This window comes from Vibrio sp. 1562 (assembly GCF_033340155.1).
Lineage (GTDB): Bacteria > Pseudomonadota > Gammaproteobacteria > Enterobacterales > Vibrionaceae > Vibrio > Vibrio alginolyticus.
This window is the reverse complement of the sequence record NZ_JAWOVY010000006.1, coordinates 204,805-220,904: the sequence shown is the minus strand read 5'-3', so window position 1 is coordinate 220,904 and position 16,100 is coordinate 204,805. Positions and strand designations below refer to the sequence as shown.

At 44.5% G+C, this 16,100-nt stretch carries 12 protein-coding genes; 4 read left to right on the top strand and 8 right to left on the bottom strand.

The genetic code is table 11. From position 1 onward, the window contains the following. The 3 genes from copI to R7Z49_RS09075 all read left to right on the top strand — a co-directional run bounded on the left by copI (position 1) and on the right by R7Z49_RS09075 (position 3,077). A complete protein-coding gene (gene copI / locus R7Z49_RS09085; RefSeq protein ID WP_064376773.1) occupies positions 1-567 on the top strand; it encodes a copper-resistant cuproprotein CopI in 567 nt (188 codons plus the stop codon). Between the two features lie 326 nt (positions 568-893). After that, the gene (locus R7Z49_RS09080; protein WP_005375420.1) at positions 894-1,745 is read left to right on the top strand and encodes a carbenicillin-hydrolyzing class A beta-lactamase CARB-42; all 852 of its coding nucleotides are present in this window, start codon (positions 894-896) and stop codon (positions 1,743-1,745) included. Between the two features lie 282 nt (positions 1,746-2,027). Further along, on the top strand, positions 2,028-3,077 hold the full coding sequence (locus tag R7Z49_RS09075; RefSeq protein ID WP_206949064.1) for a sensor domain-containing diguanylate cyclase: 1,050 nt from the start codon (positions 2,028-2,030) through the stop codon (positions 3,075-3,077). A 112-nt stretch (positions 3,078-3,189) separates the two neighbouring features. Here R7Z49_RS09075 and R7Z49_RS09070 read toward each other — a convergent pair whose 3' ends face one another. Further along, on the bottom strand, positions 3,190-3,342 hold the full coding sequence (locus tag R7Z49_RS09070; protein WP_005375418.1) for a hypothetical protein: 153 nt from the start codon (positions 3,340-3,342) through the stop codon (positions 3,190-3,192). A 246-nt stretch (positions 3,343-3,588) separates the two neighbouring features. On the opposite strand from R7Z49_RS09070, the gene speG reads away from it, so the two are divergent. Further along, complete coding sequence (gene speG, locus R7Z49_RS09065; RefSeq protein WP_005375417.1) at positions 3,589-4,128, top strand: spermidine N1-acetyltransferase; 540 nt, start codon at positions 3,589-3,591, stop codon at positions 4,126-4,128. A gap of 47 nt (positions 4,129-4,175) precedes the next feature. Here speG and R7Z49_RS09060 read toward each other — a convergent pair whose 3' ends face one another. The 7 genes from R7Z49_RS09060 to R7Z49_RS09030 all read right to left on the bottom strand — a co-directional run bounded on the left by R7Z49_RS09060 (position 4,176) and on the right by R7Z49_RS09030 (position 15,999). After that, the gene (locus R7Z49_RS09060) at positions 4,176-4,973 is read right to left on the bottom strand and encodes a hypothetical protein (protein WP_186585167.1); all 798 of its coding nucleotides are present in this window, start codon (positions 4,971-4,973) and stop codon (positions 4,176-4,178) included. Positions 4,974-5,150: 177 nt separating this feature from the next. Continuing rightward, positions 5,151-6,236 carry an OmpP1/FadL family transporter gene (locus R7Z49_RS09055; RefSeq protein ID WP_186585165.1) on the bottom strand — a complete coding sequence of 362 codons (1,086 nt, stop codon included), beginning with the start codon at positions 6,234-6,236 and terminating at the stop codon, positions 5,151-5,153. A gap of 120 nt (positions 6,237-6,356) precedes the next feature. Then, a complete protein-coding gene (gene vmeQ / locus R7Z49_RS09050; protein ID WP_136976497.1) occupies positions 6,357-9,497 on the bottom strand; it encodes an efflux RND transporter permease subunit VmeQ in 3,141 nt (1,046 codons plus the stop codon). Between the two features lie 10 nt (positions 9,498-9,507). Beyond that, positions 9,508-10,650 carry an efflux RND transporter periplasmic adaptor subunit VmeP gene (gene vmeP, locus R7Z49_RS09045; protein WP_136976498.1) on the bottom strand — a complete coding sequence of 381 codons (1,143 nt, stop codon included), beginning with the start codon at positions 10,648-10,650 and terminating at the stop codon, positions 9,508-9,510. Positions 10,651-10,740: 90 nt separating this feature from the next. After that, positions 10,741-11,532, bottom strand: a complete 792-nt coding sequence (locus R7Z49_RS09040) for a hypothetical protein (protein WP_318111569.1) — start codon at positions 11,530-11,532, stop codon at positions 10,741-10,743. A gap of 529 nt (positions 11,533-12,061) precedes the next feature. After that, positions 12,062-14,221, bottom strand: coding sequence for a prolyl oligopeptidase family serine peptidase (locus R7Z49_RS09035; protein WP_186585163.1), 2,160 nt, complete (start codon positions 14,219-14,221; stop codon positions 12,062-12,064). A 206-nt stretch (positions 14,222-14,427) separates the two neighbouring features. Further along, a complete protein-coding gene (locus R7Z49_RS09030; protein ID WP_054578669.1) occupies positions 14,428-15,999 on the bottom strand; it encodes an ATP-binding cassette domain-containing protein in 1,572 nt (523 codons plus the stop codon). Positions 16,000-16,100 lie beyond the last annotated feature (101 nt).

Here is a 16,100-nt window from a genome sequence, read left to right as displayed (position 1 = left end):
ATGAAAAAGACACTAATCACTCTTGCTCTAGCCCTAACAACAACGACTGCGTTTGCCCAAGTGGATCATTCAAACATGGACCACGCGAACATGGATCATAGCAACATGAAGCATGAAAATATGGACCACGGCAGCATGAAGATGGACCACAGTAAAATGGACCATTCAAACATGATGGATATGCCGGGCATGTCGGCAGTTGGTATGCCAGCAAAAGGGGCAAAGCCAGACAAGGTGGTACACGTTATCTTGGGTGATGACATGACCATCAAGTTCAAAAAAGACGTTAAAATTGAGCCAAACGATGTGGTGCAATTTGTGGTCATGAACACCGGTAAGATCAACCACGAGTTTACGATTGGTTCGGCTAAAGAGCAGCTAGAACATCGCGAAATGATGAAGACAATGAGTGGCGATCACATGCATGACTCAGGCAACGCAGTTACGGTAGAACCAGGTAAAGCGAAGCAATTACTGTGGCACTTCCACGGTGACAACAAGGTTGAGTTCGCGTGCAACATTCCGGGCCATGCAGAATCGGGCATGGTTAAAAAGATTGAACTGTAAGTAATTATCCAACTAGACAAAGGAGCTGATGATTCAGCTCCTTTTATTTCTCTGGATCAAACTATTCGTTAGCTCATGATAAGAAATTCTGAGCCAGTGTCTCACGCTAAGATATTTTTATGACCGAATCACCGACGTAATATATAAGCCAAACTACGGGCCTTGATAGCAACACTCTTCTCCTCATATTGAGACCGTATTAGCGTATTGCAAAGAATCCTACATAAAATAGACATAGATTTAACAGTGTTTAGAGTATTGGCTCGTTATAGTTTACGTGACATCGCCACGGTGCGAACTAAAACTAAAATTGAAGAACACGATCCATGAAAAAGTTATTTTTGTTGGCTGGGCTAATGGTTTGCTCAACCCTAAGTTACGCGTCCCAACTGAATGAGGACATTTCTCTCCTCGAGCAACAAACCTCAAGCAGAATTGGGGTGTCAGTTTGGGATACCCAAGCAGACGAGCGTTGGGACTACCGTGGCGATGAACGCTTCCCACTCATGAGCACATTCAAAACCCTAGCTTGTGCCAAAATGCTAAGTGATATGGACAGCGGTAAGCTAAGTAAGAATGCGACCGCAAAAGTCGATGAGCGCAGTATCGTTGTATGGTCTCCAGTGATGGATAAGCTCGCAGGCCAAAACACACGCATAGAGCACGCGTGTGAAGCCGCTATGTTAATGAGTGATAATACTGCAGCCAACTTGGTATTAAATGAAATTGGCGGCCCTAAAGCCGTAACAATGTTTCTGCGAACAATTGGAGATAAAGCAACGCGCCTAGACAGAATAGAACCTCGCTTGAACGAAGCCACACCAGGCGACAGCCGCGACACAACCACACCTAACGCCATACTAAACACTCTTCGAACTTTGGTCGAAGGCGAAACGTTGTCTTATGAGTCTCGTGTACAATTAAAAATCTGGATGCAGGACAACAAAGTTTCAGACTCGTTAATGCGTTCTGTATTACCAACAGGTTGGTCTATTGCAGACCGTTCTGGTGCGGGTGGTCATGGTTCGCGTGGCATTAACGCGATTATATGGAAGGAAAATCATCGACCTGTTTACATTAGTATTTATGTCACAGAAACCGAGCTCTCACTTCAAGCTAGGGACCAGCTCGTTGCGCAGATAAGTCAGTTGATTTTACAAAAGTACAAAGACAATTAAGTCTCTACTCACCTGACCCCATTTGTATCCTTTTCTAGCCCTTCTCTTCCAGAAGGGCTCATTCTGTACTTCCATCTTAAAAACACCACTTATTGAGTAATGACTTACTTATAAATAGGTATAAGATTTACTTATTTAGGGTGAGTTAACGCCCACATTAAGCAACCAAATGCACACAAACGGCGATAATTAAACCATACTCTTACCAAGAAGCACATTTTCTACAAAATAGCTTCACGTAATTTATTGTTGGTATTTGCAACATTGCCAAGGAGATGTCTATTGAGACTTGAAAGAACTTTTAACCCTGATGACTTATCGATGCAAAACATGGAAAGTCCGATATGTATGCCGATAGGGTTTGTTCACTTTTTAGCTCAATCGGAAACACTACAGCAAGTACTTGATACGGTGGCAGAATGGATAAATCGTATATTTAATTCTGACCGTGCGAGTATCACACTTTATGAAAACAATGATCATCTAAAGGTCTACTCTTTCTCTGGTAGTAAAGCGATTCCCGCTGAATTTTTAGTGCCCATTCATCAAGCGTTTGTTGGCCGAGTGTTCAAAAAGCAACAACTGATGATCTGCGATGATGTTACGCAATCTGATGAGATCGATTGTATGATGCTCGCATCCAATGGTATGGGTACGTGTATGGACGCGCCTTTAATGCACGGTAAAGTCTGCCTAGGAACGCTTAATGTTGCGCATCATCAAACGCACATTTACACAAACGAACAAGCGGCACAGCTTCAGTGCATCGCTAATTGGATTGCTTTAAACATTGCCCTTCATATACAGATTATGAAGATGGAGCACCTCGCCACGACGGATGATCTAACAGGTATTCCAAACCGCAGAGAGTTCATGCGACAAATCGAAAGCCGCCTAAATGAATACCGAACCCAGGGCATTGACTTCCATGTTGCTATTTTAGATCTCGACAATTTTAAAAGCCTCAATGACCGACTTGGTCATGACGCAGGCGATAAATCACTGATCCATGCAGTTAATACTATTAAAAGTCATCTACTTGATTGTGACTTACTTGCCAGAGTTGGCGGTGAAGAGTTTGCCATCGTATTAAGAAGTCGCTCATCACAGCAAGCTCTAGACACATTAGAAACGATTCGTAATGCACTAGAAACGACGACCGTTCAACATTCAGGTTGTGATATGAGCTTCACCGCGAGTATTGGGGTAACTCAAGTCTGTCGTCTCGACGACTCATTTGAACCATTAGTTAAACGCGCCGACTTAGCACTTTACAAGGCAAAAGAAACTGGAAGAAATCGCGTTGAGTTTCATATTGGTGAAGAAAGGTAGAAAAAATAAAAAAAGGTAGCGACTCATTGCGCTACCTTTTATCGATTCTAACCCGCTTAAAATAACTAATACGAACTTTAAGCCAGTTAAAAATAAGAATGAGCAAATTTAATTATGCTTTCTTAAGATCTTTAGCTGGGTAAGTTAGTGTTTTTTCGCCTGCTTTTACATGTGTGTAAAAACCGCCACTGCTTAAACCTGTAACAACCATTTCGCCAAGATCGATACCTTTAGTCGCTACTACTACGTCACCGATTGAAAACATATTGAATACCTTGTTTGTTTAGATTAAGACACTAAGTCGTTGCGCGGTATTTAATACGATATTAGGCAAAGCACCTAATCGAGTTTTTTATCGTAAAGATTAATTTATATTTGTCGTGAACTCTAAGTTTCCACATTGAAAATCACAGGATATTTTCCAAAAAAAGATGCGCTATTCTTGTGAAATACGGTAATATTTTCTAGCATCAAGTGCGGAGGTATTCTCCGCCCTCATTGGAGAAAAATGATGAAGAAAGGCCTAAAAATGCGTGCATTAGAGCGTTCTGATTTGCGCTTTATTCATGAACTGAATAACAACCGAAATATCATGGCCTACTGGTTCGAAGAACCTTACGAGTCTTATGACGAGCTCGAAGAACTTTATCGAAAACATATACATGATGACGCTGAAAGGCGTTTTGTCGTCGAAGATGAAGACGGCATCGTAATTGGCTTAGTTGAGCTGATCGAGATTAACTACATTCACCGCAGCGCGGAATTTCAGATAATCATCGCCCCAGAGCATCAAGGCCGAGGTTATGCGACAGAGATGATTAATCGTGCGTTAGATTACTCATTCTCAATTCTTAATCTACGTAAAATCTACTTATTAGTCGCAGTGGATAACGAAGTCGCTATTCACTTATACAAAAAGTGCGGCTTTATCGAAGAAGGTCACCTTGTAGAAGAATACTTTATTAACGGCGCTTACAGCGATGTTAAGCGCATGTATATATTAAAACACCAGTACCAGAAAAAGATCGAAGAAAACAACTCAATTCACTAGTTCATTCTATCAAAGTAAAAACGCAGCTATTTGGGCTGCGTTTTTATTTATTCAAATTGATATTGATATGATAATACGATGCGCTTGTCTGCTTCATCCAAATAGGTGTTGTTGTCCATGCCAAACGTCATTACGTTAAAAGAGTGGCGTTTGCTCACGAGGTAACCAAGACCAATACCACCAAAGAAGCCTTTGTAGTTCTCTCCTTCACTGTTTTCTGAGCCGTAAGTGCCTGCTGCAAAGCTGATTAACGTCAGCTCTTTGGTAAACGATTTCAGCGCAAATGCACCAACGTAACCGCTACTGCCTGAAGAGCTCATCATATTGAAGCCATTCTCTGCACTTGGCGTACCCGTAAAGTTAGGCTCGCTACAGAGACTACTTTCTGCACCGTCACAAACAGGAACATCACCAGTGTTGTACGTATAGCCTGCCATTGGGAAAATTTGGAAGCCTGCTGGCTCAATCCCGAAATAACTTAGCGGCATAAAGGTACCAACGCTGTAGTTGGTTTGATCCGCGCCGTTTACGTATTCATTTTTACCGAAGTTGAAGTTCACGATACCGACCGGAAACAACCACGAGCCACCAATACGCCACTCGCTCGCATCATCATTGATACGCAGGTTGATTTTGCGCGCTTGGTCAAGCGCAAGTGAGCCCGAGAATGAGATGTTTTGATCATCAAAATCGTAGTTGTTTGCGTACGACGCGCCAAATTTCGTGATGACTTTTGTTGGGTCATCCGCCAACTTGTTTTTATTGTCTTTTACTCGATGCTCGGCACCATGAGCCAGCGTACTGACCAACAAAGTTATACACACTAACGCTAGTTTATTTTTCATTTTTCAGTCCTTTGAGATGTTGAATACCCGCACTTAGCTGCGCAGATATTTTTTTGAATCATCACTCACTGGATGTGACAAAAGCGCCCTAACTACCTTAGATGGCGTGACAGCATCCAGTGCAGGTAGTTAGGGTAGAATGGCCTGTAAGGAAGGCGTTTTAGCGATTAGGAATGATTAGTTTTTCCAGTTGTAGCTCATGCTCATGAAGTACAGTGCAGGCTCATCAAAGCCCGCTTGGAAGCGTGGCGTTTCTGACGATTCCATCAAGATCGCTTCAAACGCGAAACCAATTGAGTTTTCTGAATCCAATTTGTAATCAATGCCTGTACCAATGCGGTACGCCTTGCCAGTAGGAACGGTAATGTCACCGTTTGATTGGCTTTCATACATGCTGGTATCGAATGCAAAACCTGCATTCCACATCATTTTTTCATTCAGTTTGTACTGAGTACCCAATGCGATTTGGTAAGTGTCTTGTGTCTCTACGCCCAGCGTGGTTGTGTATTCGCTCCAGTCTTGCCAGTTCACGTTCCACATCACCGCTAGGTCATCATTCACTTCATGGTAAGCACTGAAGATCAGTTGTTGTGGAGCAATGGAGTTACTATTGTCGAATTCAAATTCGGTTTCAGAAGAGTAAGACAGGCCAAGACGCGTACCTGGTGTTGCCTCATAAAGCACACCTACTCGGCCGTTAACCTGTGTGTCTTGGTCTTCGTCATTGAAGTTCAAGGCTCCCTTCGTTTCTACTTCATACATACCGTACTGAATGCCAAGCGCCGCACCCACAGACCAGTGATCATTGATGCGGTAAGAAGCGGAAGGTTGAATGGTCAAGGCTTGCGTCGTTGCTGTAGGAATATCTAAATGATTATTCAAAAGACCTTCGTACTCGAGGCCAAGGCCGTAATTGCCATACAGACCAATACCCAGCGTCCATTTGTCGTTCACTTGTTGGCTGTAAAATGCCGACGCCATAGGAACAAAACCAATCACGTTGCCCGCATCGCCAGTCATCGTGTCTAGTTGCGCGTCACCGTAAAGGCCAATCAGGTTACCAGAGAAAGATTTACCAGAAATATTCGCCAGACCAGCCGGGTTTGCTGCCATTACTGAGGCATCTTGCGCACGAGCCGCCATACCAGCGGATGCCAAACCAATATCCGATGCTGTTGTTTCGTAAAGGTATAACCCACCCGCTTGCGCAGCAGCACAAGTCAGTAGAGAACTCGCTACGACGATTTTTGAAAGATTTTTCATGTTAAAACCTATTATTGTTAGGGGAACCCACGCTGCGACGGTGGTTGTATATCAATGAAAGGCATTGGCCAATCGCACACAGCGTGGGGGTGTTGTGGAGTCAGTCAGTTGAAATCAGCGTTATTGCTCGCTCACCTCAAGTTCAGTGGGTTTCTTTCGCTTAAACTTCTCGCGCAGAGATTGCATCATCACGAAGAACACTGGCGTCAGTAACGTGCCAACAAACGTAGAGAGAATCATGCCGCCGAATACCGCAAAGCCCAGTGAGTGACGAGATGCCGCACCGGCACCCGATGCAATCACCAACGGGAATACCCCCCAGATGAAGGCGAATGCGGTCATCTGTACTGCTCGGAAACGGATTCGAGCAGCTTCTTTGGCAGCATCAATGATGGATAAGCCCTTTTCTTCTCGCAGAACTTTGGCAAATTCCACGATAAGAATCGCCACTTTGGCGGACATACCGATCAAGATGACCACACCAATCTGCACATACAAATCGAACGGTTGTCCCACCAGCAGTAGCGTACCCATTGCGCCGAGAATCGCGACTGGAACCGCCATCATTACCGCAGCAGGAATGGTCCAACTTTCGTACTGAGCCACCAAGAACAAGTAGGTGAACAGCAAAGACAATGCGAACGCGATTGGTGCCATGTTGCCTGCTTTCATCTCTTGGTAAGTCATGCCTGACCACTCGTACGAGTAACCACTTGGCAAAGATTCCGCAGCCAGTTTTTCAATGGCTTTTACAACATCACCCGAGCTGTAACCTGGCGCTGGCGCACCGTTCACGGTTGCAGAACTGAACATGTTGTAGTTCGACAAGGTATCTGGGCCGAAGATCGGCTTCACTTTCACTAGCGTTGCCAGTGACACCATTTTTCCAGAGCTTGAGCGAACAAACAGATGGTTGATGTCGTCGATATTGTCACGGTATTGCTCTTCTGCTTGCACTTTCACTTGGTACGAACGACCAAACAAGTTGAAGTCAGAAATGTAGGCGCCGCCCAACTGTGCTTGCAGTGTGCTGAAGATTTCATTCAACGGTACGCCCATCGAAATCGCTTTATCGCGATCAATATCGATGTAACGTTGCGGAATATTCGCACGGAAAATCGAGAACGCATGTGCAACTTCAGGCAGTTGGTTGATTTGGGCAACAAAATCAGCGGTTGTTTTTGCCAACTCTTGTGGAGAACGGCCCAAGTTGTCCTGCAGCACAAGGTTGAAACCATCCACCGCACCCATACCTTTGATTGCCGGCGTCGCGAAAACGAACGAAGCGGCATCTGGCGTTGAGTTCAGCATTTGGTTAACTTTATTCATCAATGCGCGTTGGTGTAGCTCAGGGTCTTTACGTTTGCTCCAGTTATCCAGTTTGATGATCAACATGCCCGAGTTTGGAATCGACGCCATGTTAATTACCGAGAAGCCCGCAACCGAAACCACGTTCTCCACACCTTCCATCTGTTTTAGCTCATCAACGTACTTCTTCATTAATGGTGCAGTACGCTGCAATGCTGCTGCGTCTGGCAAACGCATTTCGACCATGAACACGCCTTTATCTTCGTTCGGTACGAAAGAGGAAGGTACGGTCATGAACGCAAATGCCAGCACAGCAATAAGCGCGCCATAAACACCGATACTCAGCACAATACGACGGCTCAAGAAGCCAACTAAACCTTGGTATTTGCGCGTTATTGCTTCAAAACCTCGATTAAACGCACGCAAAGGCGCAATAGGTTGCGAGTGAGTAGATTTCAACATCAACGCACAAAGCGCTGGCGTTAACGTTAATGCGTTGATCGCAGAGATCAGCACCGACACACAGATGGTGACTGCGAACTGGTTGAACATCCGACCAGAAATACCCGGCAATAGCGCAACCGGTACGAATACCGCCAACAAAATAAGCGTTGTTGCCAATACTGGCCCCGTCACTTCTTTCATAGCTTGGATCGTGGCCGGAATCGGGTCTAAATGCTCTTCATGGATAACCCGCTCCACGTTCTCTACCACGATGATCGCATCGTCCACCACGATACCGATGGCGAGGATCAAGCCAAACAACGAGATGGTGTTAATGGTCATGCCCATCACGCCCATGATTGCGAAAGTCGCAATGATGGAAACCGGAATCGCTAAGGTTGGAATGATAGTCGCTCGCCAGTTCTGCAAGAAAACGTACACAACGAAGGTGACAAGAAGTACCGCAATCACCAGCGTCTCGTACACTTCATCAATCGATGTCTCTACGTATTCGGTAGAGTCATACGCGATGTCATAGACCAAATCATCTGGGAACGATTTCTCGTACTCTTTCATGGCCTCTTTCACGCGTTCCATCACGTCTAGCGCATTCGCTGTCGGCAACTGGTACAATGCCAGAACGGCGGCTGGTTCGTTATTCATACGACCATCAGCTTCGTAACCTTGTGCGCCAACTTCCACACGAGCCACATCTTTCAAGCGAATCAAAGAACCTTTCTTGCTCGCGCGGATGATGATGTTCTCGAACTCTTCCGCAGAAGTGAGTCGACCTTTGGTTTGCAAAACATATTGATATTGCTGGTCACCCGGAGCTGGCATACCACCGATCTTACCCGCCGCCACTTGGATGTTTTGCGTTTTAATTGCGCCAATAACATCGTTAGCAGAAAGCTTCAAGGTGGCCAGTTTATTTGGGTTTAACCAAATACGCATTGAGTAGTCTTTCTTACCCAGCAGCGTAATGTCACTCATACCTTCGATACGTTTTAGACGCTCGACAATATTGAGATCCGCGTAGTTAGAAAGGTAGATACTGTCGTGAGACTGTTTCGGAGAACGCAGTGTGATAACGCCCAGCATGTCGGAAGATTTCTTCTTAACCGTCACACCGATTTGGTTTACTTCTTGTGGTAGAGACGACGTCGCCTGTGCCACCAAGTTGTTCACACGAACCTGCGCCATATCGCCATCTGCGCCCACTCGGAAGTAAATACGCAATGTGTATGAGCCATCGTTACCAATCACAGAAGACATGTAAATCATGTCTTCAACGCCGTTGACTTTGGCTTCTATCGGTTGTGCTACGGTCTTTTTAACCACGTCCGCGTTTGCACCCGGATACATGGTGCTCACCGTAATTACCGTTGGAGAGATTTGAGGATACTCAGAAATTGGCAAGACTTTCAGGGCGAGCATACCCATCAATGTCATCGCCAGTGAGATCACCAAAGCAAACTTCGGCCGGTGAATGAAAAATTTACTTAACATCAGTACTCACTCAGCCTTGTTCACTCTGTAGCTCAACGTCTTTCACCGTTGCACCCGGACGCACTTTTTGTAGACCATTGACGATGACTTTTTCGTTAGCCGCCAAACCAGTCAGCACAGCACGTTTCACACCGTAGGTCTGACCGAGTTCAACGTTACGACGAGACACCACGTGATCATCACCAACCACCATGACGTAGTCACCCGCTTGGTCTTGTTGAACAGCCGCCGATAGGATAAGCAAACCATCAATGGTTTTGTTGCGCAGCTTGATGGTCAAGTTGCCATATTCACCCGGCATAAGCGCGTAAGTTGGATTATCGAATTGTGCTTCTGCTCGAATTGAGCCTGTTTCTAAATCGATCTTATTGCCAACGGCGTAGATCTTGCCATCAAGCGGATACAATGAACCGTCTGAAAGCGTCAGTGTTAAATCAACATCCAGTTTGTCATCGTTACGATGAGCCACATCAATCGCACTTCTTACGCGGCGGTAGAGCTTCTCATCCACATCAAAGCCAAAGCGAATTGGGTCTACTTGAGTGATCGAAACAAGAGGAACGAGTTGAATTTTCGAAATACGGTCACCCACTCGGAAGTTGCTGAAACCCACGCGACCAGAGAAAGGAGCATGCACAGAGCTAAATTCAAGATCGAGCCTTGCTGAAACCAGCGTCGCCTTCGCCTCTTCTACCGAAGCAATCGCTGCGGCTTGCGCGGCAATGGCGTCATCGTATTGCTGCTCACTGATGCTTTTATCTTTGATGAGTTTCTTCACACGTTCTGCATCACGCGTAGTTTGAACGAGTTGCGCTTTTGCTTTTTGCAACGACGCTTTTGCATACGCCAGTGCCGCTTTGTAAGGACGGTCGTCGATTTCAAACAACAATTGGCCTTTTTCGACCATATCGCCATCTTTAAAATAAATCGCGGTTAATTCTCCACCGACTCGCGGCATAATATCAACGTCATTTACCGCTTCAGTTCGACCGATAAAAGTATGATAAGGAGTGATTTTTGTTTCGGTTAGGGTAACGGTTTCAACAGAGGGTGCTTGGGCTGTTTTCGTTGCGATATCGCCAGTTTTGCATCCTGATAGTAATGCAGAAGATATAGCAATAGATACCAACGCAAATTTATATTTGGCTTTCATGATAAACCTACTTTATATAGAAAGTGCTTTGGCCTAGATATTTAAATATATGGATAAACACACTTTCTATTCTGGAAATAAACGAGGTAGTTAGAATTGGTAGTTAAATTCGATACGGTGATCACCATCACCGAAATTAACGTGCTCATTCCAGTTTGCAAAGTAACGAATATTTGCGCGAGGATTAATTTGATAAGACAACGCGAACTCATGAGTCAAGATATTATCTTCACCTGCATAATAAGTATCTTTATATTGACTAGACCCTGACAACATATGCATATACATTGGGTTGTAGTTAATCCAGATTTTATCGGTTAATTCAATTTTTGAGTACATACCCACAACAGTGAAAGTACCTGGAATTTCATAACCTTTGTCATCACCACTAAAATCATTAGCAATAGTGATACCCGCACCAGCTAAAGGAAATAGCTGCAACATACCAAACTTAGGTAGACCTTGAATAAAGCTATAAGATGCATCTAATTTATCGTTATCAACGTCGTAGTTTACATCTAATTGACGGCCTAGACCTTTTGCGACTTCTACTTGGAAATTACGTAGTCGGAAAGAGTCAATGCTGTCATCAACGTTGGCATATATTGGATCGTCATTGTCGCGAATGCCAAATAGCTCACCACCAATGCCTTTCATTTCAATGATGTTCATCGCCATGGTACCAGGCTGGCTAGATTGGTAAGTTTGACCGATTTTGATGTTCGCGCCTTTATCAGTAATACCAAAGCCAGCTTGGGTGTATACCGCAAGTGGGTCAGACATATCTTGTAGTTCTTCGTTATTGTTTGTCTGCGCATAGGCAGAAGACGCGAGTTGTAGGGCTGCAACCATAATGGCAACAGACGGTTTCACTAAATTCATAAAACTGTATCCATTTTAATGATTATAAAATTATTCACGTCATGAGGTCATCATAAATAGCAAGCAACACAACTCGCTTTGGATAACATAAATTATCAAAGCAAATTCAATAATGACGAAACATTCGACGCTTTAATTAAAATAAAATAAAGCATCGTAAAAGTTCAATCACCGCTACTTATATCTTATATAACTTGAAATTTGGTAATACTAACGAAGAAGGAAATATTAAAACTTATTAAAATTCAATTATCATTAGAACGAATGATTAATTAATCTTACCATATAAATAGAGAGTGCAATGGATTTAGGTGATCGCGATCAATGTTTCATTTCGATCGTACAACACTCTTCAGATTAATTAGAACATTATAATAATTTAAAAAACCTTAGTTTGATTAGCCTCGCATCAGATTAGAATAGTAGCCCTATAATAAATAAAAAGGGAATCACTCTCTGTGATTCCCTTTTTATTATCGAGCGATAAAGCGCCGATGCATTTCGATAACTAAAACGCAAACAATTCGCACTATTGCAGTTTCTCTATTCCCATATTGAACAGTGCAAAACTATAAATATCTGCATTTGTCTCAATTATTTTACGCGTTGGTGTGCCTGCACCATGTCCTGCATTGGTTTCGATGCGAATTAAGGTCGGATTTGAACCCGCTTGCTTCGATTGCAACTCAGCAGCAAATTTGTATGAGTGAGCAGGAACAACACGGTCATCATGATCACCGGTTGTAATCAATGTTGCTGGGTATTCCACCCCCGCCTTTACATTGTGCACTGGCGAATAATCTTTCAGATATTGGAACATCTCTTTACTTTGCTCTGCCGTGCCGTAGTCATACGCCCAACCAGCACCTGCGGTAAAAGTATGGTAACGCAGCATATCCAGTACGCCGACTGCTGGCAGCGCCACTTTAAACAGCTCTGGACGTTGCGTCATAACGGCCCCCACTAACAAGCCACCATTCGATCCACCGTTAATGGCTAACTTGTTTGATGACGTTACCTTTTCATCAATTAGGAATTCAGCCGCAGCAATAAAGTCATCAAACACATTTTGCTTTTGCATTTGAATGCCAGCGTTGTGCCACTCTTTGCCATATTCCCCACCACCACGAATGTTCGCTACCGCGTAAACACCACCAAGCTCTAACCAAGCCGCACGTGTCGGGCTAAAAGATGGCGTGAGGCTAATGTTGAAACCGCCATAACCATATAGGATGGTTGGTGCACTGCCGTCCATCGGTGTCCCTTTTTTATAGGTGATGATCATCGGCACTTTTGTTCCGTCTTTTGAGGTGTAAAACACCTGGCGAGAGTCATACAAAGCGGGATCAAATGGCGCTTTAGATTTGTAGTACACCTCGCTATCACCATCTTTGATGTTCAGACGATAGGTAGTGCTTGGCATCTTGTAGTTGGTGAAAGAATAGTAGACTTCGGTTTCATCTTTTTTACCCGAGAAACCGTATGCGCTGCCAATATCAGGCAATTTGATTTCTCGGATGAGTTTGCCGTTCATGTCGTATTGCTTCACCATCGAGATCGCATCAACAATATAGCTCGCAAACAAATTGCCACCCGCGGTAGAAACACGTAACACGTTCTTTGTTTCAGGAATCAAATCTTTCCAGTTTTTGGGCTGCGGCTGACTTGCATCCACCGTCACGACGCGTTTGTTCGGTGCATTAAGGTTCGTAACCAAGTACAGTTTCGTGCCTTGGTTGTCTATCACCCAAGTATCAGAACTGGTGTTATCTAAAATGGTTTTCAGCGGGCTATTTGGCTTACTCAGGTCTTTGAAGAACAGTTTGTTGCCCGACGTCGATACGCTGGCTGAGATAAACAAGTAGCGTTCATCTTCCGACGTGTAACCCCCAACGTAGCGATACTTTTCGTCCTTTACACCACCGAAAATTAATTGGTCTTCACTTTGTTTCGTCCCTAGTTTATGAAAGTAGAGCTTGTGTTGGTCTGTCTTCGCGGAAAGTTCACTCCCTTTTGGCTTGTCATAACTTGAGTAATAGAAGCCTTGATTGCCGAGCCAACTGATGCCACTGAACTTAATATCCACCAGCGTTTCACCGACGGGCTTTTTGGTTTCTGTGTCTAACACAATGACTTTGCGCCAATCGCTACCGCCTTCCGAAATGCTGTATGCAACCAAAGATCCATCTCGTGAAAAGCTCACTCCCGCTAACGATGTGGTGCCATCTTCACTAAAAGTATTTGGATCGAGGAAAATTTCTGCTTCACCATCACCTAGCTGCCGATAAAGCACGTCTTGGTTTTGTAACCCGTCATTTTTGTAGAAGTAAGTGAACTTACCCTCTTTGAACGGCTGGCTTTGTTTTTCGTAATCCATGAGCTTAGTAATGCGCTCTTCAATCTGCTCGCGGTAAGGGATTTTCGCCAGATAATCAAACGTCACTGCATTTTGTGCCTTAACCCATTCTGCGGTTTCTGGGCTGAGATCGTCTTCCAACCAGCGATAAGGATCACTCACTTTTGTACCAAAGTAGTCATCGACAACATCCACTTTTTGTGTGGTTGGATACGTGATGGTTTTCGGGGTTACCTGTTCAACCGACGATTGCGCCGCTTCATTTGCATACGCCACCGACAACACACTTCCGAGTGCGAGAGCCGTTGTGAGTGCTAGGGTGTTCTTTTTCATGAAATTCCTTTTTATTTTTCTGTTGTCTTTTTGTGCAATACATCAGAACTCTACTATATATCGACAAAATGAATCTAATTTCATTAAACGAGTTGTGAAAGCCATCCTAACTCCCTCATTTCCTTCCAGTTCTACAAACTAGTAAGTGGAAGTGTAGAACTTGGGAACAATACTGAAGAGCCACGATGGCGTTTACTCTCTTTCGTCTAAGTCAGCTCGATTTGGCGCAAAACCCCAGACTCAGAAGCGAAATCTTGGTCGTGACTAATCAGAACAAATCCACCTTTGTATACATTTAACGCCTGACTAAGCATTATTTTTGACTCGAGGTCGAGATGGTTATCTGGTTCATCAAGCAGCAGCAAAGGCTGAGAATTTTGGTTGCTGACTATCAGCATCGCGAGCTTCATCTTCTCGCCACCGCTCAGTAGGCGCCCCAATCGAAACACAGCATCTCGACGAAAACCGATCCCGGCCAATAAGGTCCTCGCTTCACTTTCCGTCATCTCTTGGCAGCTCTCCATTACGTTCTCAAGTAACGAAAGATTTGGATTCACTGCACCAAAATGTTGGTCGAGATAGTACAAAGGCGTATTCACTTGCAACTCACCACTCTGCAACGATAACTCGCCAAGCAACGTCTTTAACAAGGTTGATTTTCCGCAGCCATTTCTCCCTTTGAGATGGACTTTGTCGTTCGCAAAAATCTGCAACGTGATAGGCGTAGAATTCCCAAAAGGTAATATACCTTCTTGTATCGACAACACTTTTCGCGAACGGTTCGGATTATCTGTAAGATAAAGCTTTTGCGCCTTGAGTTGCTCATGTCGCGATTGCAACGCCTGTTCTTTGGCTTGTAAATGCGCTTGTCTGAGTTGCTCATTCTTATTGCGATTTGAAGCGCTGGCGGTCGCGCTATCCTTTTTTCCATCAAGCAAAATTTTGGGCTGACTGCCGTCTTTGCGCAGTTTGTTCCCTTGCGCGGCGCGTTGGTCTGCTTTTTCGCGATTTTTCTGGGCTTGCTCGGCTAACCGTTTTTTCTGTTTATCGACTTGCGCTAACTGCCTCTCAACCGCTTGCAGTTCAGTGCGTTTTTTCTCGGCGTACACATCGTAATTTCCACCAAAAGCCTGTAAACCTAGGCCCGATAGCTCCCAAATTTCCTCCATCTCTCGCAGCAGCTCACGATCGTGACTGATGAGTAAAATCGCACCGCTGAAATGCGTCATAGACTCTATCAACCATTGTTTCGCCTCGGTATCGAGGTGATTGGATGGTTCATCGAGAATCAAAAGCTCCGTTTCGTTTTCAAACAACTGCCATAACTGCAAACGTGCCAACTGACCACCACTGAGCCGAGCACAAGAGAAGTCAGGGTCTTGCGGCAAGCCCATCGCAGCAAGCTGCTGTTTGAGTTTCAGTTCAATATCCCACTGTTCGCCAACCAGTTCGAACCAATGCTCAGAAACATCACCTTGTTCAATCTGCTTCAAAGCATGTAAGGCCGAGTCTGTTCCTAGAAATTGGGCGATCGATTGCTGACCTGAAAGCAGATCAGACGGCTGCTGGCGATACATCATGAAAGAAGAGGGAGCAGTCACAACACCGCTGGCAGGCTGAATTTCTCCCGCTAAAATGGAAGCCAAAAGCGACTTGCCGATGCCATTGCGCCCAACCAAACCAACACGTCGTTTAGTCATGGAACAAGAAATAGACTGGAATAGCGTATCGCCATTATCAAACTGATGGCTAACATTAAAAGCTTGTAAAACTGGCATAATTTGCCTCCTGTATGACAGGGACAACAGCCGTAGCTATGATTTGAAATTGCAACAAAACGCGTGCACAAACGCATTAAGCTCTATGTAAAGCTCGACGA

Coding starts and splice junctions, on each gene's coding strand:
- R7Z49_RS09055 (WP_186585165.1), bottom strand. CDS start 6,236: ATGAAAAATCTTTCAAAAATCGTCGTAGCGAGTTCTCTACTGACTTGT.
- vmeP (WP_136976498.1), bottom strand. CDS start 10,650: ATGAAAGCCAAATATAAATTTGCGTTGGTATCTATTGCTATATCTTCT.
- R7Z49_RS09060 (WP_186585167.1), bottom strand. CDS start 4,973: ATGAAAAATAAACTAGCGTTAGTGTGTATAACTTTGTTGGTCAGTACG.
- R7Z49_RS09080 (WP_005375420.1), top strand. CDS start 894: ATGAAAAAGTTATTTTTGTTGGCTGGGCTAATGGTTTGCTCAACCCTA.
- R7Z49_RS09035 (WP_186585163.1), bottom strand. CDS start 14,221: ATGAAAAAGAACACCCTAGCACTCACAACGGCTCTCGCACTCGGAAGT.
- vmeQ (WP_136976497.1), bottom strand. CDS start 9,497: ATGTTAAGTAAATTTTTCATTCACCGGCCGAAGTTTGCTTTGGTGATC.
- R7Z49_RS09030 (WP_054578669.1), bottom strand. CDS start 15,999: ATGCCAGTTTTACAAGCTTTTAATGTTAGCCATCAGTTTGATAATGGC.
- copI (WP_064376773.1), top strand. CDS start 1: ATGAAAAAGACACTAATCACTCTTGCTCTAGCCCTAACAACAACGACT.
- speG (WP_005375417.1), top strand. CDS start 3,589: ATGAAGAAAGGCCTAAAAATGCGTGCATTAGAGCGTTCTGATTTGCGC.
- R7Z49_RS09070 (WP_005375418.1), bottom strand. CDS start 3,342: ATGTTTTCAATCGGTGACGTAGTAGTAGCGACTAAAGGTATCGATCTT.
- R7Z49_RS09040 (WP_318111569.1), bottom strand. CDS start 11,532: ATGAATTTAGTGAAACCGTCTGTTGCCATTATGGTTGCAGCCCTACAA.